Raw genomic sequence first — 19,075 nt, forward strand, 5'->3', positions numbered from 1 at the left:
TGATAAGTTTGACATGAAAAAAGTATTTATCCGCACGTTCGGTTGCCAAATGAATGAATACGACAGCGAGAAAATGTTGTCCGTATTGGCAGAAGGTGATGAATTAGTGCAAGTCAATGAGGCCGAAGAGGCTGATATTATTCTTTTTAATACATGTTCCGTGCGCGAAAAGGCGCAGGAAAAAGTATTTTCCGATTTAGGGCGGGTAAAATCGCTCAAAACCAAAAATCCTAATTTGATTATCGGTGTGGGCGGCTGCGTTGCTTCTCAGGAAGGTGAAACGATTATTAAGCGTGCACCTTATGTAGATGTGGTTTTCGGCCCGCAAACATTGCACCGTCTGCCTCAGATGATTGTGGATAAGGAAACGACCGGCCTTTCCCAAGTGGATATTTCGTTCCCTGAAATTGAAAAGTTCGACCATCTGCCGCCTGCACGCGTAGAAGGCGGATCGGCTTTTATTTCAATTATGGAAGGCTGTTCGAAATATTGTAGCTTTTGTGTGGTGCCTTATACGCGCGGCGAAGAATTTTCCCGTCCGTTGAACGATGTATTAACCGAAATTGCCAACCTTGCCCAACAAGGGGTTAAAGAAATCAATTTGTTAGGCCAGAATGTGAATGCTTATCGCGGCATGATGGATGATGGCGGTATTTGTGATTTTGCAACATTGCTGCGCATCGTTCATGAAATTCCGGGTATTGAGCGCATGCGCTTTACCACCAGTCACCCGCGTGAGTTTTCGGATGCCATTATCGAATGTTACCGCGATCTGCCCAAGTTGGTTTCGCACTTGCATCTACCGGTACAAAGCGGCTCGGATCGCGTACTGAGTGCCATGAAACGCGGTTATACAGCGCTCGAATATAAATCAATTATTCGCAAGTTGCGTGCTATCCGTCCTGATTTATGTTTGAGTTCGGATTTTATTGTCGGCTTCCCCGGTGAAACCGAACGTGAGTTTGAGCAAACATTGAAACTGGTAAAAGACGTGGCTTTCGATCTTAGCTTTGTGTTTATTTACAGCCCGCGCCCCGGTACGCCTGCGGCCAATCTGCCGGACGATACCCCGCATGAAGAAAAAGTGCGCCGGCTGGAAGCGTTGAACGAAATTATTGAAGCGGAAACCGCACGCATTAATCAAAGTATGGTCGGTACGGTTCAGCGTTGTTTGGTAGAGGGTATTTCTAAGAAAGACCCGGATCAATTACAAGCACGAACTGCTAATAATAGAGTGGTGAATTTCACGGGCAATCCGAGATTGATTAATGAAATGGTGGAGTTAACCATTACCGAAGCTTATACGTTCTCATTGCGTGGTGAAATCGTTACCCGTTGAGAAAGCATTGTATAGCTAATGAGGCCGTCTGAAACTTCAGACGGCCTTTGGTTATCTTGAGCTGAGTGGTGTTCTTTATCGGACGGATTGCCCGTGCCTATTTAACCTGATTTTAATGGATATCGGCTGCTTTCTAAGGTGGAATCAAGTAAACTAGGCTTCTTTTTAAAATAAGAATTATTATTATGTATGTAGGTGAACGTTTTAATGCATACAGCCATTTAGCGGGCACATTGCTTGCTGTTCTCGGGTTGGTATTATTGCTGGTTAAAGCCGCTGCGACGGCTGATGTTTATAAAGTAGTGAGTGCTGCGGCATATGGTATTTGCTTGGTGATTTTGTATGCGGGTTCGACGGTTTATCACAGTGTGCGTAAGCCGGAAACCAAAGCAATGCTGCAAAAGCTAGATCATTGTGCGATTTATTTATTGATTGCCGGAAGTTATACCCCGTTTAGTTTGGTGTCTTTACATGGTACATGGGGATGGTGGCTGTTTGGTGTATCTTGGGGATTGGCGGTTTTTGGTATCGCTCAAGAGTTGACTATCGGGCGCAAGAGCGAAAAAAGGCTATTGTCGCTGATTTTATATGTTTTGATGGGTTGGCTGGTGGTTGTGGCGATTTATCCTCTGGTGCAGAATTTATCCTCGGCCGGATTGTTTTGGCTGGTGTTGGGCGGCTTACTTTATAGCGGCGGGATTTATTGGTTTGTGAATGATGAAAAAATCAAACACGGGCACGGCATTTGGCATTTATTTGTGTTGGGCGGCAGCTTGGCACAATTTATCAGTATTTATTTTTATGTGATTTAAATATTTGGTTTGTCTCGTAGCATTACCTGCTTTGCCATTCGCGACAAATATCGCTTTAACGTATAATTTAGGCCGTCTGAACACAATATACCGATACCGTGCCTAAAGCTTTCGACTTAGATATTTTTTTAAAAAACCTGCCTAATCTGCCGGGCGTATACCGTATGCTCGACAGTAAAGGGCAGGTTTTATACGTTGGTAAAGCGGTTAATCTTAAGCGGCGTGTTTCCAGTTATTTTCAAAAAAATGATCATTCGCCGCGCATTATGCTGATGGTAAGACAGGTTCATTCGGTCGAAACCACCGTTACCCGTTCGGAAGCGGAAGCTTTGATTTTAGAAAACAATTTAATCAAAGCCTTATCACCAAAATACAATATTTTGTTCCGTGATGATAAAAGCTATCCTTATTTAATGCTAAGCGGGCATGAGTTTCCGCAAATGGCTTATTATCGCGGTACCTTAAAAAAACCGAACCAATACTTCGGCCCTTATCCAAACGGATATGCCGTACGCGATAGCATACAGATTCTGCAAAAAATCTTTCAGTTGCGTACTTGTGAAGACAGCACGTTTCAACACCGCGACCGTGCCTGCCTGCTTTACCAGATTAAGCGCTGTTCGGGCCCTTGTGTCGGGCATATTTCTTATGAAGATTATCAGGAAAGCGTGCGTGAGGCGGCTACTTTTCTTAATGGGAAAACCGGCGAGTTAACGCAAATGCTACATCATAAAATGAACCAAGCCGCCGCTGCCTTGCAGTTTGAAGAAGCTGCCCGTTATCGAGATCAGATTCAGGCGCTCGGCTTGGTTCAGAGCCAGCAATTTATCGACAGTAAAACCCCCAATAACCCCAACGATATTGATTTATTGGCGTTGGTGGTCGAAAAAGGCGGGGTATGTATTCATTGGGTCAGCATACGCGGCGGCCGTCATGTGGGCGATAAAAACTTTTTCCCCGATATCCGCAATGATCCCGAACCGGACGGTCAAGACTATGCCGAAGCATTTGTGGCACAGCATTATTTAGGCAAGAGCAAGCCGGATATTATTATCAGTAACTTTACCCTGCCCGAAGTGCTTCAGACGGCCTTGAGTGAAGAACACGGCAAGCAAATCCAATTTGTTACCAAAACCATCGGCGAGCGTAAAGTATGGCTGAAAATGGCGGAACAAAACGCCCGTCTTGCTCTTGCACAACACCAATTGCAGCAAGGCAGCCGTCAAAACAGAATCGAAGAGTTGGCAAGAATCTTGAATATGGATTCGGACAGCCTGCAACGTTTGGAATGCTTCGATATCAGCCATACGCAAGGCGAAGCGACCGTGGCGTCTTGTGTGGTGTACGATGATCACGATATCCAACCTTCACAATACCGCCGCTACAATATTACCACCGCCAAAGCGGGGGACGATTATGCCGCTATGCGCGAAGTGCTGACCCGTCGTTACGGCAAACTGGCCGAGGCGGAAGCCAATGGCGAAAGTGTGAAATGGCCGGATGCCGTATTGATTGACGGCGGCAAAGGGCAGGTTGGCGTAGCCGTAGAAGTATGGACGGAGCTGGGGCTGCATATTCCCATTATCGGCATTGCCAAAGGCCCGGAACGCAAAGCAGGTTTGGAAGAGCTGATATTGCCTTTTACCGGCGAAACATTCCGACTGCCGTCTAACAGCCCGGCTTTACATTTATTGCAAACCGTTCGGGATGAATCGCACCGCTTTGCCATTACAGGCCATCGTAAAAAACGCGATAAAGCGCGTGTCACTTCTTCTTTAAGCGAGATTCCCGGAGTGGGTACCAAGCGCCGGCAGGCATTGCTCACCCGCTTCGGCGGTTTACGAGGCATTGTTGCGGCAAGTGTGGAAGACTTGGCACAAGTGGAAGGCATCAGTAAGGCATTGGCTGAAAAAATTTATGATAGTCTTCATTGAGATTCAAAACTAATAATACGGATAAATACAGAATGTAAAGACAATCCGTGCAACAATATTTCAGACGGCCTAAACGAATAACACAAGCTATCGTTTAAATTCGTTATAATCCACCATAAACAATAGAATGAAAAAAGTGTGCTAATCAAACAAGGCTGGTTGGCTATCCGGAAATGTAGTAACGTAGGTAATATACAGAAAACCTATTGTTATAAGTTTTGAACAGATGCAATGAGGATGGCTCTTTATTGAAAATACAATCAGGCACAGCGGTGGTGTTGGCCTGATTGATAACCGGTCATATTTGGAAGCCCTAACGGTAGCTTATTGCACATAAGGCCGTATTTCAGAAATCTACAGCCGTCTGAAAACACAAACCACAGAAAGCCGATTCAATTATGCCTTGGAATTTCCCTATTTTTCTCACTTGGATGCGTGTCTTACTGATTCCGGTATTTACCATATTGTTTTATTTTCCGGATAGCTGGTTAGACAGGCAAACTGTTAATTGGGCTGCTGCCGCTATTTTTGCCGCCGCTGCCGTTACCGATTGGTTCGATGGCTTCCTTGCACGTCTTTGGAAGCAAACATCGGAATTCGGCGCTTTTCTTGATCCGGTTGCCGATAAATTAATGGTCGCCGTAGCGCTATTACTTTTGGTCAGCTTAGATAGGACTTATGTGATTTTTGCGATGATTATCATCGGTAGGGAAATCACCATTTCCGCATTACGCGAATGGATGGCGCAAATGGGAAAGCGCAGCAGTATCGCCGTTGCCACCATCGGTAAATTTAAAACGGCGGCACAAATGGTGGCCATTTTATTATTGCTCATCGGTTTGGAAGATTTCCATGGTTTAAACCTGATGATTATCGGCAACATATTGATGTTTATTGCATCTATACTGACAATTTGGTCGATGTTTTATTATTTGAAAATGGCATGGAAAGAATTCGAGCATTAAACCTTCACAAAATGCTTGACAGTAAATTTTCAGATACTATAATAGCTCTCTCTTTTGCACGGCATTTAGTGTAGTGCAAAAAGTTAAGCGGGAATAGCTCAGTTGGTAGAGCGCAACCTTGCCAAGGTTGAGGTCGCGAGTTCGAGACTCGTTTCCCGCTCCAAAAGTTTTATTTCAAATGTAATTTCTCAATGCGGGAATAGCTCAGTTGGTAGAGCGCAACCTTGCCAAGGTTGAGGTCGCGAGTTCGAGACTCGTTTCCCGCTCCAAAAGCTACATTTGAATTTGCGGGAATAGCTCAGTTGGTAGAGCGCAACCTTGCCAAGGTTGAGGTCGCGAGTTCGAGACTCGTTTCCCGCTCCAAATTAAAATCAAGTCGTGAATACCACTTAAACCGGCTTGAATAGTTTTAAGGCGGGATAGCAAAGTGGTTATGCAGCGGCCTGCAAAGCCGTCTACGCCGGTTCGATTCCGACTCCCGCCTCCACAATTTAGAAATAATCCCTTTCATGGCGGGGTGGCAGAGTGTTTATGCGATAAAGGGTGCAACCTTTATACAGGCCGGTTAAAATCCGCGCCCCCGCCTCCAAGTTTTATTTTTTCTGTTTTTGTTGTGATAACAATGTTAAAACAGCGCCCGGGTGGTGAAATAGGTAGACACAACGGACTTAAAATCCGTCGACCCTAAACAGGTCGTGCCGGTTCGATTCCGGCTCCGGGCACCAATTGAAAATAGTCTTTAGAAATTTTTTCTAAAGACTATTTTTTTTATAACTCGAAGCAGGAACTAAGGGGGATTACATATATTTAGATGGTCAACACAAAAATCATTTTGAAGTTTTTGATGAAAATAGAAAATTTAAAATGGTGTTAAATATTGACGGCTCCTTAAATAGATCAAACACCAAACAAGGAAAATATAGAACATTAAATATTAAATAGGATGAAATGATGAAAATGAACGATTTTAATTCAGTAAGAGACGCTCTTAGAGAATTGGGTCGCAAGCAGGGAATTGACCTCGGCGACGAAGAGGCAATCGCAAAATTCAATGATGAAATTCCTTTTGGCCCACGATGGGATGATTCACGATGGCTTTGCTACTATTTGGATGACTGGGATGAAGAACTGGAAGAACGCCTTTATTATTTTTTTGAGAGTATGCGAAAATATCAAGATGCAATGGCCAAAGAAGACATTAAATCTGCCAGTAGTTCTTTCTTCTTAGCTGTGGACTTTATGGGTAGTCTCAGAAGTTTCTTTAATTGTATCGAAAATGATATGATTAAACTCCTAAAAGGTGAGGATAAAACAAATGATTTCCAATGGCCACAATTTGATGATGAATAGAACGCAGTAAGCTATAAGGTAAGCATTCGTTGCCTACGTGGTTCCCACCATGCCGTCTGAAAAATCCAAATCTTTCAGACGGCATGATTGCATTGTTTTTGCTGCCAATGCCTATGAAAACAGCATCATTCTCTTGAGCGCGGCAGATATTCCCGCTGCCAACGGCAAATTCACTTCAAGCTAAACAAAATTAAGTATGCATAGCCATAAGAAATATTGAATTTATTGAAAGTGGATTATTTCGTATTGGTATGAGATAAATAAAAGCCAGAGCAGTTGCTCCGGCTTTTATTATTAAGCTTCACCTTGAAGCGGATTAGTGTTAAAGGTATAGAGGAAGATTTTCCATTGGCCGTTAACTTTTTTCATCACGAAAACTTCGCGGTTTAAGTCAATCACGGTTTTTTGCTCTTTGAAGTTGGTGACTACAGAACCTACATGATGGTGTGTTCTCACAACGGCAGTGTCACCATTGATCCAAATAGTATCAAAAGCAAAGTCGGTTTCAAATTTTTCACGTTGGAAGAGGTCATCATATTGTTGACGTCTTTCTGCGGTGGTGTCGGCAGTCAATTTGTCGTTCCATTGTGAATAGCTTTCATCGGCAAATAAGTTCAAAATGGTTCTGGTATCGCCGGCATTGAGTGCGGTTTGATAACGGATAATAGTGTCATATACGTTTTTTTGCTCGGCGGCAATTTGGCGGTTTGTTGAATATTTAAATGTACCGCCGGATTGTTCCGGTGATGTTGCTCTTACGGCTGTTGCAGTGTGTGTGTCGGCAGCCATTACATTGCCACTTAACAGAAAAGAAGCGGTTAATGCGGCTACTAAAAAGCGAGATGATTTCATAATATGACCTCCATTTATGTTTTGATTTGACTATTACAGTCGGGTTGATTTTAGGTTTTAAAACAAATTAAAAATATTTAATATACAAATAATTACCGTTTATAAAATAGGTTGTTTGAAAGATTTCAGACGGCCTTTTTTATTTTTAAAATATTCAATAGTTGATTAACGGCTTTCAGTACGGCCTAAGTGATCATAGTGGTATTGGAAAGCAGCATCGGAAGTTTGGCCGCGCGGGGCGATAAATTTAACGCTGTCGTCGTTTTTGCGGGCGCGGATCATGCCTTCATGTTGCACTGCTTGTAAGCCGGCAATCGGGCCTGAGTCGTTGGTATGGTCATATTTAGGCATATGGGCACCGCGGGCAGAAGCGAAAGAAGCGGCGAAAGTAGCTAAAGCGGCGAAAGTCAGTACGGTTTTTTTCATGATGATTATTCCTTTTTGTATATGGTGTGTTTTTATATTTTAAATGTTAGACAACGTTTGAAATTTGCTGTCTGTTTTGTTGATGTGTGTATTGTATAAAACAACCAATAATTAATAAATATGCATTTTATTCACTATTCGTTTCTTATTTGGAAATCAATAGTGGTGAATAATGGTTATAAAAGTTTTTGTTTTGTGATAAACAACTGTCTATATAGAAAAAATGCATGATTTTTACCCATATTGAGTTACTGTGTAAGTATTGAATATTAGGTTGTTAAATCTTTCAGACGGCCGGATTCCGATTTTATTTTTGAGAAAAATTTTATTTGTTGTATTACTTGGATGGAATTAAATATGAATTCATGGATGTGAATGATATATAGAGGTGTATGTTTTATCAGTGTGTAAAAACTTTTTGCTAATGAACGATTGATTCTTTTAGGAACGGCAATGGATATCCGTAAGCAGCATTTAAAACAGGCAGTTGATCAGCAGATTATCAATGCAAAACAGGCTGATGATTTATGGGCGCTGTGGCAGCAGCAAAACGAGCATATACCGCAATTTGGTATGACCCACGTTTTATATTACATCGGCGGGCTGTTGGCCATTGGTGCCATGTCTTTATTTATGACTTTAGGTTGGGAAACGTTTGGTGGAGCGGCCGTTGTGTTGCTTTGCTTGATTTATGGCGTAGCAGGGGTGGCGCTGACTGAATATTTCCGAAACCGCCGTTTACATATTCCGGCCGGTATCTGCGCCGTATTTGTGGTGGTTTTGGTGCCGTTGGCGGTTTATGGTGCGCAGCAGGCATTGGGTTTCTGGCCGGATAATGAGCTGGTTTACCGTGATTATCACCGTTGGATCGACTGGCGTTGGTTGATGATGGAGTTGGCAACGTTGGCCGGAGCAGTCGTCATGCTTTGGCGGTATCGCTATCCGTTTTTGGTGATGCCGCTTGCGGTAACACTTTGGTATATGTCGATGGATATTGCCGACTGGGTTTTTTATGGTCAAGGCGGTGTTTATGATTGGGCATTTAAACAACAAGTTTCGGTTTGGTTTGGGATGGTTATGATTTTATTGGCACTTTGGATAGATGCCCGCAACCGTAGCCGGCTGGATTATCCGTTTTGGCTGTATTTGTTTGGTGTGATAACTTTCTGGGGCGGGCTCAGCATGATGGATTCTGATAGCGAGTGGAGTAAGTTCGGCTATTTTCTGATTAATGCTGCTATGGTGTTTGGCGGGGTGCTTATCCGCCGCCGTGTATTTGCCGTATTCGGAGCTTTGGGAATGTTTGGCTATTTTTGGCATTTGGCAGATAAAGTATTTAAAGACAGTTGGCTGTTCCCGATTTCATTGACTTTGGTAGGGCTGGGTATTGTGTTAGCAGGGGTTTGGTGGCAGAAAAATGAAGCAGTATTAACACAAAAATTGCAGAGTAAGATGCCTGAGTCTATGCGCCGCTTTATGCAGCGAAAGTTTTAAAATTTGAAGTATATTTATATTGATGTTTTTTTATTAAGGGTATGACTACAGGCCGTCTGAAAATGATTTCAGACGGCCTTGTTTGATGATTTTTCCGCTTTTGCTTCTTGCTCGGCTTTGTATTGGCGCAGATAGGCGAGGGCAGCTTCTTTTTCCTCTTGTGTTCCATATTTTAAATCACGTTGGGCACGGCGGTAGGTGGCGCGTTCACGGGCTTCTTCGATTTGTTGTGCCTGATAGGTTTCTCGATTGGCGGAAACCACCCTTTGATTTTGTTGCGCTTGTGCGCGTGCCATGGCTTTGGCAATAAGGTCGGCAGGATTAAATGAGGCTTGGGTTTTCGGTGTGCTTTCTGATAGCGCCGTGTTGGGCGGTGTATGTTGTGCTGCTTTTGCCAAAGCTTCACGTTCGGCTAAATATTGGCGGCGTTCTTTGGCATCCCGCTCTTTTCGTTCTTGGTGCCAATCGTAACGGCGGCGGGCATGTTGGGCGGCAGCAAAGCGCGGCATAGATTCGCTATCTGCTAAAAACCGGGCTTGCGGTAAATAATCGGTTTGCACCGGTTGCATGTAAATACAGTCGACAGGGCATGGTTCGACACATAAACCGCAACCGGTACATTCTTGGCTGATAACGGTATGCATGAGCTTAGAAGCACCCATAATGGCATCAACCGGACAGGCGCGGATGCAGGCAGTGCAGCCGATACAGGTTTCTTCGTCAATCCAAGCGAGGGCTTTTTCTTGAATTTTGGCCGGTGCTAGGGGAGGTTGATTGAGTAGAGTGGAAATTTCCAACATAACCGTTTCCCCGCCCGGCGCGCAAAGATTAATAGCGGCTCGGCCTTCTGCCAAAGCTTCGGCATAAGGTTTGCAACCTTGATAACCGCACTCCCGGCATTGGGTTTGGGGAAGTAGTTGGTCTAAGCGGTGGGAAAGATCCATGATAGGGCTCGGATAGGTAGTAGGTAGGTATATGTATTTTATCGCAAATCGGCTAGTGGGCGTTTGGCAATCGGATAGCCGGAACATAACCATAGACGATGGCGAATGATTTGACCGTGTTTTAAGGTGTATTATGGATTTTATTTAAACACGGCTATTAGAGAATGAGAAGGTTGATGCCGAACTGAAAACGTATGCTTTACTTTTGATATGAGCTATCCGAATCCCGTTATCTATCCGTTTATTCGGAAATACCGACAACGGGATTCAGACGGCCATATTAATCTTCTTGATCTTCTTCGGGGTCATTCAGTGCATTAATGCTGTAACCACCGTCGACATAGGTGATTTCGCCGGTAATGCCAGAGGCCAGATCAGACAATAGGAATGCCGCAGTATTACCGACTTCGGTTGTGGTAATATTGCGTCCGATCGGATTGTGTGAGGCAACATGACTGAGTAGTTTGCTGAAATCGGCAATACCTGATGCGGCCAGTGTTTTAATCGGGCCGGCGGAAATGCCGTTGCAACGAATACCTTCTTTACCCAAGCAAGAAGCGGTGAAGCGGATACCGGCTTCAAGGCTGGCTTTGGCCATGCCCATAACGTTGTAATGCGGAATGGCACGAACGGCACCGAGATAAGTCAGCGCCAAAATCGCACCGTTACGCCCTTGCATCATCGGGCGGGCGGCTTTGGCTAAAGCGGGCAGGCTGTAAGCAGAAACTTCGTGAGCGATTCTGAAGGCTTCGCGATTGATGCTGTCTAAAAAGTCGCCATCTAAAGCTTCGCGCGGAGCAAATCCGATAGAGTGTACCAAGCCGTCTAGGCCGTCCCATACTTTACCTAAGTCGGTAAAGGTTTTTTCTATTTCTTCATCATTTTGAACGTCGCAGCGGAATACCAATTCCGAGCCGAGATCCGCCGCCATTTTGCGTACACGCTCTTCTAATTTGTCGACAACATAAGTAAAAGCCAGATCCGCGCCTTGTTCACGGCAGGCTTTGGCAATTCCGTAAGCGATGGAACGTTCGGAAATCATACCTGTAATCAGGATTTTTTTACCTTGCAAAAAGCCCATGTTCGTTATCCTTTAGTGTTTAGTAGTGGTTTTGCGGGTGATTAAACGGCATATTATATCAAAACTGTCGGTTAGGGCATAGAAAATGACAGGTCTGTTTCAGACGGCCTGTATGTTTTGTATCAATCATGATGGCCGTCTGAAAATAATAACCATAAAAACATACTGCTGTTTATCTCATCAAGTTATTACGTTTATATATTTGTATGCGATAAGAAAAACGCCTTCCCATTGTAGGAAGACGTTTTGCAAAACAAAAAATACGGTGTTATTTATTGGGCGGCAGAGGCTTCGGCGGGTACGGCGGATGCGGTTGCCGCAGCTTCGCTGGCAGCGCCTTGAGCGGCAGCTTCACCCCATGCGGCAGGGTATTTGTATCCGGCAAAACGCTCTTTGGCATAGGCTTTAAATTCATCGGAATTATAGGCCTCTTCAACGTCTTTCACCCATTGGCTGTCTTTGTCGGCGGTTTTTACGGCAGCCCAGTTAACATAAGCGAAGCTCGGTTCTTGGAATAGGGTTTCGGTTAGTTTCATGCCGCTGCTCATGGCGTAGTTGCCGTTGACAATGGCAAAGTCTACATCCGCACGGCTGCGGGGAAGTTGTGCCGCTTCAAGTTCTACAATTTGAATATTTTTCGGATTATCCGCAATATCGTGTTTCGATGCGGTTAGCGGGTTAACGCCGTCTTTCAATTTAACCCAACCCAAATCGTTCATCATCACTAATGCGCGGGCGAAATTTGATGGATCATTGGGTGCGGAAACGCTGCTGCCTTCTTGAATATCATCTAAGGATTTCAATTTGCCCGGATAGAGGCCTAAAGGTGCGGTCGGTACTTGGAATACTTCGGTAATGTCTAATTTATGTTCTTTTTTAAAGTCGTCCAGATAAGGTTTGTGTTGGAACACATTAATATCCAATTCACCTTCTGCCAAAGCCAAATTCGGGCGGACATAGTCGGTAAATTCAATCAGTTTAACTGTATAGCCTTTTTTCTCTAAAAGCGGTTTGATTTCTTCTTTAACCATATCGCCGAAATCGCCGACAGTTGTACCGAAAACAATTTCTTTCTTTTCAGTAGGTGCTGAAGCTGCGTTGTCTGAAGCAGCAGAAGAGGCGGTTTCTGTTTGGCTGCCACAAGCGGCTAATATCAATGCTAATGCGCTAATAGAGAATGTTTTTTTTAATAGTGTAGATGCTTGCATGAATAGATCTCCTTGAATGGTGCAAAAATCAGTTAAGGCCGTCTGAAAACCTACCAACGGCGGTTGAATTCGGTGTTAACGTTTATCGAGTTTCCGTGAAATAAAATTCCCTAAGCCCTGAATAATAATAACCAATAATACCAAAATTGCCACAATAAAAATAATCACTTCGGTTTGGTAGCGGTAATAGCCGTAGCGTATGGCCAAATCACCTAGGCCGCCACCGCCAATCATACCTGCTGCGGCACTGTAAGAAAGTAGTCCGATGGCTAAAACGGTAACGCTGGAAACCATGCCCGAACGGGCTTCGTTTAGCAGTACTTTGCGGATAATGGTTAACGGTTTTGCTCCCATGCTGCTGGCTGCTTCAATAACGCCGCGCGGCACTTCGCGTAAGTTTTGTTCCACCAATCGGGCAAAATAGAATACGCCGGAAACGCTTAATACTAAAGAAGCGGCAACCGGGCCGATGGTGCTGCCGACGATGGCGCGTGTTGCCGGAATCATGGCAATCATTAAAATAACGAAGGGGAAAGCACGCATGAGGTTAACCAGATTATCCAGTACCATATGAACCGGGCGGTTGTAGTAAAGCTGTCGGCTGGATGTGATGAATAACCATACGCCTAAAAGGGTACCGAACAGGGTAGCAAACGTTGTGGAAAGACCGACCATAATAAATGTTTCCCACAACGCCTGTATGATTTCGCCGCGCATACTGCTGATGGTTTCTACTGCCAGAGAGAAAGTCAAATCGGCCATTTTAATCCTCCCTCACTAGTTCGCGGCCAATTTCGGATTGTGCGTGTATCTGGTTATTTTCCACATTCACAACTTCAACGATTTTACCTTGATGCAATAATGCGGCGCGGTTACATAGACGGCGGATAACGCTCATTTCATGAGTAACGACCACGATGGTCACATTGAAACGTCGATTAATATCTTCCAAACATTCTAAAACGCTGCGGGTGGTGGCGGGATCGAGTGCGGAAGTCGGTTCGTCGGCCAAAATAACTTTTGGGTTGGAAGCGAGTGCGCGGGCAATACCGACGCGTTGTTTCTGGCCGCCTGAAAGTTGGGCAGGGTAATGCCCGGCACGGTTTTCAAGGCCGACGATTTCCAAACATTCGGCTACACGTTGTTTGATTTTTTCAACCGGCCAACCGGCGATTTCCAATGGAAAAGCAACATTATCGGCAACAGTTCGGTTGCTAAGAAGATTGAATTGCTGAAAGACCATACCGATGTTTTGGCGTGCTTGGCGCAAAGCGGCAGGGCTTAATGCAGTTAGATCCTCCCCACCCACGGTTACCGTGCCGCTATCAGGGCGTTCGAGCAAGTTGATGAGTCGTAATAAAGTGGATTTACCGGCGCCGGAATAACCCATTAAACCGAATATTTCGCCGGCTTTGATTTCCAGCGTGGTCGGTTCGACGGCGGTAAACCATGTTTTGTCGCGGTGTTGATAACGTTTGGAAACGTTGTCCAAAATAATCATAAGATTCCCTCGGCGAATCTGTAAATAGAATAAGGCCCGTTGTGTTATACAGCGGGCCTAAAACTAAAAAGGGAAAGATGCAAAATTGCAGCTGTACGCTTTAGCTGTTTAACGCCCGCAAGCTGTATCAAATCGGCGTAATGAATTTTCAGTTGATACTACTGTAAATCAAATTATTTGACAAGTTGGGTTGGGTTTTTTATTAGTAGGATTTTTGTATTTTTTTATAACAATTTGAATTATATAATAAATTTATATTTTATAAATCAGTATAGTTTATTTTACTGCCACATTTTACCAGCTATATGGCTTGTAATACACAGGATAGATGAATTGTTAAATATGAGCAGGCTTGATATGGTTTAAAATTAAAAAACAAACAAGCTGCCGTTTGGCAGCTTGTTAATAATAGGATTTGCATCTGCTGATACAAAAAATATTAACGTTGACGAGCTTTAAAGCGCGGATTGCTTTTGCAAATAACGTATACTTTACCTTTACGGCGTACGATTTGGCAGTCACGATGACGTGATTTGGCCGATTTCAAAGAAGAAAGTACTTGCATTATTATTTATCCTTTCTGAATGTGTTCATCATTGTTTTGTAGCGTTGGTTGAACTTGCTAGCTCGGCCTTCGTTGTTGTATTCACGCTGTTTACCGGTATAAATCGGGTGGGAAGCGGAAGAGGTATCCAACATGAAAACAGGATATTCTTTGCCGTCGGTCCATTCCATGGTTTTGCCGTGTGTGTCGGTGCACGAACGGATCAACCAGCCTTCATTGGCACCGCTGTCGAAAAACAATACGGTACGATAGTTTTCGGGGTGTATATTTGGTTTCATTTTAAAATCCTTGTTTTAATTTTATATTGTAACAGTTTAATTCATTGAAGAAAAGCCATCAAGTGTTCTATACATGCAGACTTAGATGCCGAATGTTTTGTTTGCGGCATAAAATCGACTATTTTCAGTGTCATAAGATGAAAAATCTTATAGTTGGATAGTTTCATAAAGGGCGCGATTATAAATCGGAACCGTTGCATCTTGGTAAAGTATTTTTATTATAGTTGATGAAATTTAATTAATTATATTAATGAGTGTGTACCAATATGCTTAGAATTGGGATTAAGAAATAGGCCGTCTGAATTTCAGACGGCCTTTATGCTCGTTTAAGCAATCAGTGTTTGTTAACTCATTTGTACGGCTTGGATAGCAGTTAACGCAATAGTGTAAACAATATCGTCAACCAACGCGCCGCGTGATAAATCGTTCACCGGTTTACGCAGGCCTTGTAGCATCGGGCCGACGCTCAATACGTTAGCATTGCGTTGTACGGCTTTATAAGTACAGTTACCGGTATTTAGATCAGGGAAGATCAATACGGTTGCTTGTCCGGCCACTTTGCTGTCCGGGGCTTTGGACTTGGCTACGCTCGGCACGGTGGCGGCATCGTATTGCAAGGGGCCGTCTACATCAATATCGGGGCGTTTTTCACGCACTAAAGCAGTGGCTTGAGCCACTTTTTCAACGGCAGGGCCGGCGCCTGATGTGCCGGTTGAGTAAGAAATCATAGCCACTTTGGGAGGAATACCGAAGGCTTTGGCAGAGTCGGCAGATTGAATAGCGATATCGGCCAATTGTTCGGGAGTAGGCTCCGGGTTAACGGCGCAGTCACCATATACCAATACTTGGTTGGGCAATAGCATAAAGAATACGCTCGATACCAAGCTGGCGCCCGGTGCGGTTTTAATCAATTGCAATGCCGGGCGGATGGTGTTGGCGGTGGTGTGTACGGCACCGGATACCAAACCGTCTACATCATTTTGCGCCATCATCATGGTGCCGAGAACAACGGTATCCTGCAATTGTTCGCGGGCTTGCTCAGGCGTAAGGCCTTTGCTTTTACGCAATTCGCACATTGGCTCTACATATTGTTCAACCAAGGTCGCCGGATCAATAATTTCGAGCGAATCGGGTAGGGTGATATGGCGTTCGTTGGCAACGGCTTCCACTTCGGCACGAGGGGCTAATAATACGCAGCGGGCAATGCCTTTCTGATGACAGATAACAGCCGCTTGTACCGTGCGCGGCTCGGCACCTTCAGGCAATACGATACGTTTGTTGGCTTTCTGTGCGGCGTCCATCATATTCACGCGGAATTGTGCCGGAGACATACGGCCGCTTTTTTTCAATAATAAATCAGTATTAACAATATTGTCTTTTGAGCCGATATAGGTCAAACCGGTTTGTTCGGCCAATGAGGCACCGGTACCGGCATCAGCGGCGTCGAGCACGAAGCCGGCCAATACATCAGGGGCAGTTGCATAGGCTTGCTTGGCAGTATTGAGTTGTGCCGCCAGATATTCGGGTGTTCTGCCTTCGGCAGATACGGCAAAGACAACATTGGCATCCAGTGATAAAGCCAGTTCGATATTGCGTGAAGATAGGAAAATATTTTCCGGATCGGGTTTAATCCCTTTGATAACAACGTTTTCTGTATCTAATTTAGATACTTTGGTCACCAACATATCCAGCCAGTCATCACATCTGCCTTCGCAAAGCATTTTTTCTGCTTCGCCGGTTTCATCGAAAGCGCGGGAAGCGGTTGCATCCGGCAATGCCGCTGCTACGGCTTGGGTAACAGCCCAGCTGTCTGAGCGGGTGGATACGGGTACAATCAATACAGTAGCCATAAATAATTTTGTCCTTTTCTTTGTTTGTGAATATAGGGGAGCAAAGATGTTGCTGATTCTATCACTTAGACCGTGCCGGTTATACCGTTAATTACAATGTGACGGTAAAACCAACACGGCTTGCTGAGAATTAGGAAAGTGATGCGACCAACACGGCTTTAATGGTGTGCATACGGTTTTCGGCTTGGTCGAATACCACGGATGCTTCGCTTTCAAATACATCTTCGGTAACTTCAACGCCGTCCATGCCGAATGTTTGGTAAATCCATTCGCCGATTTTGGTTTCGCGGTTATGGAATGCCGGTAAGCAGTGCATAAACTTCACATCAGGGTTGCCGGAGTCGGCCATCAGTTTGGCATTGACTTGGTAAGGTGTGAGTAATTCAATACGTTCTTTCCATACGCTTTCCGGTTCGCCCATAGAAACCCATACGTCGGTATGAATATAGTCGACACCTTTAACGGCTTCTTGCGGATTATCGGTTAACAATATGCGTGCCCCGCTTTTTTCAGCAATTTCATGTGCTTGCTTAATCAGTTGTTCAGACGGCCATAAGTGGCGGGGGGCGCCGATGCGGACGTCCATGCCGAGTAAAGCACCGCCCAATAGCAGGGAGTTGCCCATATTGAAGCGGGCATCGCCCATATAGGTAAATGCGATTTCACGAAGCGGTTTTTGGCAATGCTCGCGCATGGTTAGCATGTCGGCGAGAATTTGGGTGGGGTGGAATTCATCGGTTAGGCCGTTGAAAACGGGTACGCCGGCATATTTGGCCAGATCTTCAACCGTGTTTTGGCTGAAGCCCCGGTATTCGATGCCGTCAAACATGCGGCCCAATACGCGAGCGGTGTCTTTGATGCTTTCTTTGTGTCCGATTTGGCTGCCGCCGGGTTCGAGATAGGTAACCGATGCGCCTTGATCGTGGGCGGCGACTTCGAAAGCGCAACGGGTTCGGGTGGAGGTTTTTTCAAAAATCAAGGCGATATTTTTGCCGGTTAGGGTTTGTTTTTCAGTGCCGTTTTTTTTAGCGGCTTTGAGTTCGGCAGATAAATCCAACAAATGTTCTATTTCGGCAGATGTGTAGTCCAGCAGTTTTAAGAAGTGACGATTTTTTAGATTCATGGCGGGCTTTCGGTTAATCGGAAACTATATTTTCAGACGGCCTGCGATAGGGCATGGAGGGAATAGTAGTTTATTTTTGATATTCGTTCAAATCAAGCAGTTTGCGAATCGGTGCTGCCGTCATAATCAAAGGAAACGACGGCGGCAAATATTTTTCAGACGGTCTTTAAGCGATAAAGGAAAGTGGTTTCTTGCCGGCGTGCAAAGGCGAGCGGATCTTCGTTGTCATAGGCTTTGCGGTGTTTGGGTGCGGTGTGGGATACATCAATAAGGCTTAACGAGGCCGTCTGAAAACATTGTGCTAAAAAATCGGCTTTTCTTAAATGCAGGTGTTCGGCTAAGTCGGACATAATCAGCCATGCTTCACCGTTTTCATTCAGATGATTTTTCACGCCATTCAGAAAGCTTTTCAGCATGGCGTTGTCAGGATCGTATAGTGCGGATTCGATGGCCGATGTGGGCTTGGCAGGCAGCCAAGGCGGGTTGCAGACAATTAAATCGGCACGCTCTTGCGGGAATAAATCGGTATTTTCTATATGGACGGCGTCGGCAAAACCAAGACGGCGGATATTGCTTTCGGCGCAGGTGATGGCGCGCGGGTTGGTGTCGGTGGCGGTAATATGCGGTACGCCTTTGCGGGCAAGTAGGGTGGCGATAACGCCCGAACCAGTGCCGATATCGAAAGCGGTTTGGCAATTTGGCGGTAGCGGTGCTTGTGCGATAAGGTCGAGATATTCGCCGCGTAAGGGGGAAAATACGCCGAAAGGAACATGGATTTCGGTATTTAAAGCGGGAATATAAACGCCTTTTTTATGCCATTCGTGGGCGCCGATAAAACCCAGCAAAAGATTCAGCGGCAATAAAAAAGCTTGGTTGTTGGGTGTGCCGTATACGTCGGCTAAAGCATCGGCAATGATAGGCGCGCGCGGTAAATCCAAACTGAAACCTGTGCCGATTTCAACTGCCAGCATATTCACAATACGGCTGTTTTGCGCCTGCCGCATACGGTGGGTATGAAAGGCCGTCTGAATATCGGTGGCGGGTTTGGTTTTAGCTTTGTGAAGTTGTTTTTTGATAGCGACCAATACTTGTTTGGCATTGTGAAAATCGCCTGTCCAGACCGTTGCGGTGTTGGCATAAGCGTTTTTTAGAATGGAACGGGCATTACTTTCTTGCCGGTAAACCGCTTGTTGCGGCGGCTTTTGCGTGCTTTCGTTGCGCCATTCGATGGTTGTTTCGTAATTAGTGGGAATAAAAATAGGCATGGGTTATATAGTATTTGGAATGAATAGAGGACGCCGCTCATTTTATCGCAATCGTTTTGCGAATCCCACGGAGTCGGGCATAGTTATG

At 44.9% G+C, this 19,075-nt stretch carries 19 protein-coding genes and 5 tRNA genes; 12 read left to right on the top strand and 12 right to left on the bottom strand.

Annotated elements, in window-relative coordinates:
• The first annotated feature begins 13 nt into the window (after nucleotides 1-13).
• The 11 genes from miaB (at nucleotide 14) to NXS09_RS09085 (ending at nucleotide 6,584) form a co-directional block, all read left to right on the top strand.
• A complete protein-coding gene (miaB, locus tag NXS09_RS09035) occupies nucleotides 14-1,339 on the top strand; it encodes a tRNA (N6-isopentenyl adenosine(37)-C2)-methylthiotransferase MiaB (protein ID WP_151050280.1) in 1,326 nt (441 codons plus the stop codon).
• 185 nt (nucleotides 1,340-1,524) lie between these two features.
• Nucleotides 1,525-2,151: a PAQR family membrane homeostasis protein TrhA gene (trhA, locus tag NXS09_RS09040; RefSeq protein WP_259292208.1), complete on the top strand. Its 627-nt coding sequence runs from the start codon at nucleotides 1,525-1,527 to the stop codon at nucleotides 2,149-2,151.
• 98 nt (nucleotides 2,152-2,249) lie between these two features.
• Nucleotides 2,250-4,085, top strand: coding sequence for an excinuclease ABC subunit UvrC (gene uvrC / locus NXS09_RS09045; RefSeq protein ID WP_259292209.1), 1,836 nt, complete (start codon nucleotides 2,250-2,252; stop codon nucleotides 4,083-4,085).
• Between the two features lie 398 nt (nucleotides 4,086-4,483).
• The gene (gene pgsA / locus NXS09_RS09050) at nucleotides 4,484-5,050 is read left to right on the top strand and encodes a CDP-diacylglycerol--glycerol-3-phosphate 3-phosphatidyltransferase (protein ID WP_259292210.1); all 567 of its coding nucleotides are present in this window, start codon (nucleotides 4,484-4,486) and stop codon (nucleotides 5,048-5,050) included.
• An 87-nt stretch (nucleotides 5,051-5,137) separates the two neighbouring features.
• Nucleotides 5,138-5,213: transfer RNA gene (locus NXS09_RS09055), tRNA-Gly, on the top strand.
• A gap of 30 nt (nucleotides 5,214-5,243) precedes the next feature.
• Nucleotides 5,244-5,319, top strand: a tRNA-Gly gene (locus NXS09_RS09060).
• 18 nt (nucleotides 5,320-5,337) lie between these two features.
• Nucleotides 5,338-5,413: transfer RNA gene (locus NXS09_RS09065), tRNA-Gly, on the top strand.
• Between the two features lie 50 nt (nucleotides 5,414-5,463).
• Nucleotides 5,464-5,537 (top strand) — tRNA-Cys (locus NXS09_RS09070).
• A gap of 148 nt (nucleotides 5,538-5,685) precedes the next feature.
• Nucleotides 5,686-5,775, top strand: a tRNA-Leu gene (locus NXS09_RS09075).
• A gap of 226 nt (nucleotides 5,776-6,001) precedes the next feature.
• The gene (locus tag NXS09_RS09080) at nucleotides 6,002-6,400 is read left to right on the top strand and encodes a DUF6853 family protein (protein ID WP_259292211.1); all 399 of its coding nucleotides are present in this window, start codon (nucleotides 6,002-6,004) and stop codon (nucleotides 6,398-6,400) included.
• A gap of 37 nt (nucleotides 6,401-6,437) precedes the next feature.
• Nucleotides 6,438-6,584, top strand: coding sequence for a hypothetical protein (locus NXS09_RS09085; protein WP_259292212.1), 147 nt, complete (start codon nucleotides 6,438-6,440; stop codon nucleotides 6,582-6,584).
• A gap of 110 nt (nucleotides 6,585-6,694) precedes the next feature.
• Here the strand turns inward: NXS09_RS09085 and NXS09_RS09090 are convergent, their stop codons facing one another.
• Together NXS09_RS09090 and NXS09_RS09095 are read right to left on the bottom strand one after the other, a co-directional pair.
• Nucleotides 6,695-7,252 carry a YybH family protein gene (locus tag NXS09_RS09090; RefSeq protein WP_259292213.1) on the bottom strand — a complete coding sequence of 186 codons (558 nt, stop codon included), beginning with the start codon at nucleotides 7,250-7,252 and terminating at the stop codon, nucleotides 6,695-6,697.
• Nucleotides 7,253-7,417: 165 nt separating this feature from the next.
• Nucleotides 7,418-7,678: a hypothetical protein gene (locus tag NXS09_RS09095; RefSeq protein ID WP_259292214.1), complete on the bottom strand. Its 261-nt coding sequence runs from the start codon at nucleotides 7,676-7,678 to the stop codon at nucleotides 7,418-7,420.
• Between the two features lie 453 nt (nucleotides 7,679-8,131).
• Between NXS09_RS09095 and NXS09_RS09100 the strand changes: the two genes are divergently transcribed.
• On the top strand, nucleotides 8,132-9,172 hold the full coding sequence (locus NXS09_RS09100) for a DUF2157 domain-containing protein (RefSeq protein ID WP_259292215.1): 1,041 nt from the start codon (nucleotides 8,132-8,134) through the stop codon (nucleotides 9,170-9,172).
• 68 nt (nucleotides 9,173-9,240) lie between these two features.
• On the opposite strand, the gene NXS09_RS09105 is transcribed toward NXS09_RS09100, so the two are convergent.
• From NXS09_RS09105 to NXS09_RS09150, 10 genes are all read right to left on the bottom strand, one after another.
• Entirely contained in the window at nucleotides 9,241-10,116 is an 876-nt protein-coding gene (locus tag NXS09_RS09105) for an RnfABCDGE type electron transport complex subunit B (protein WP_259292216.1), read from the bottom strand.
• Nucleotides 10,117-10,396: 280 nt separating this feature from the next.
• The gene (gene fabI / locus NXS09_RS09110; protein ID WP_259292217.1) at nucleotides 10,397-11,197 is read right to left on the bottom strand and encodes an enoyl-ACP reductase FabI; all 801 of its coding nucleotides are present in this window, start codon (nucleotides 11,195-11,197) and stop codon (nucleotides 10,397-10,399) included.
• A gap of 272 nt (nucleotides 11,198-11,469) precedes the next feature.
• Nucleotides 11,470-12,405, bottom strand: coding sequence for a MetQ/NlpA family ABC transporter substrate-binding protein (locus NXS09_RS09115; protein WP_259292218.1), 936 nt, complete (start codon nucleotides 12,403-12,405; stop codon nucleotides 11,470-11,472).
• 75 nt (nucleotides 12,406-12,480) lie between these two features.
• The gene (locus NXS09_RS09120; RefSeq protein ID WP_259292219.1) at nucleotides 12,481-13,167 is read right to left on the bottom strand and encodes a methionine ABC transporter permease; all 687 of its coding nucleotides are present in this window, start codon (nucleotides 13,165-13,167) and stop codon (nucleotides 12,481-12,483) included.
• 1 nt (nucleotide 13,168) lies between these two features.
• A complete protein-coding gene (locus NXS09_RS09125; RefSeq protein WP_259292220.1) occupies nucleotides 13,169-13,906 on the bottom strand; it encodes a methionine ABC transporter ATP-binding protein in 738 nt (245 codons plus the stop codon).
• A 439-nt stretch (nucleotides 13,907-14,345) separates the two neighbouring features.
• Nucleotides 14,346-14,471 carry a type B 50S ribosomal protein L36 gene (gene ykgO / locus NXS09_RS09130; RefSeq protein WP_151050307.1) on the bottom strand — a complete coding sequence of 42 codons (126 nt, stop codon included), beginning with the start codon at nucleotides 14,469-14,471 and terminating at the stop codon, nucleotides 14,346-14,348.
• 2 nt (nucleotides 14,472-14,473) lie between these two features.
• Entirely contained in the window at nucleotides 14,474-14,749 is a 276-nt protein-coding gene (locus NXS09_RS09135; protein ID WP_259292221.1) for a type B 50S ribosomal protein L31, read from the bottom strand.
• A gap of 344 nt (nucleotides 14,750-15,093) precedes the next feature.
• Nucleotides 15,094-16,599, bottom strand: coding sequence for a phosphate acetyltransferase (gene pta / locus NXS09_RS09140; RefSeq protein ID WP_259292222.1), 1,506 nt, complete (start codon nucleotides 16,597-16,599; stop codon nucleotides 15,094-15,096).
• A gap of 130 nt (nucleotides 16,600-16,729) precedes the next feature.
• The gene (locus NXS09_RS09145) at nucleotides 16,730-17,722 is read right to left on the bottom strand and encodes an ornithine carbamoyltransferase (RefSeq protein ID WP_259292223.1); all 993 of its coding nucleotides are present in this window, start codon (nucleotides 17,720-17,722) and stop codon (nucleotides 16,730-16,732) included.
• 155 nt (nucleotides 17,723-17,877) lie between these two features.
• Nucleotides 17,878-18,987, bottom strand: coding sequence for a methyltransferase (locus tag NXS09_RS09150; RefSeq protein WP_259292224.1), 1,110 nt, complete (start codon nucleotides 18,985-18,987; stop codon nucleotides 17,878-17,880).
• Between the last annotated feature and the right edge of the window lie 88 nt (nucleotides 18,988-19,075).

The sequence above is a fragment of the Neisseria montereyensis genome (genome assembly GCF_024834045.1).
GTDB lineage: Bacteria > Pseudomonadota > Gammaproteobacteria > Burkholderiales > Neisseriaceae > Neisseria > Neisseria montereyensis.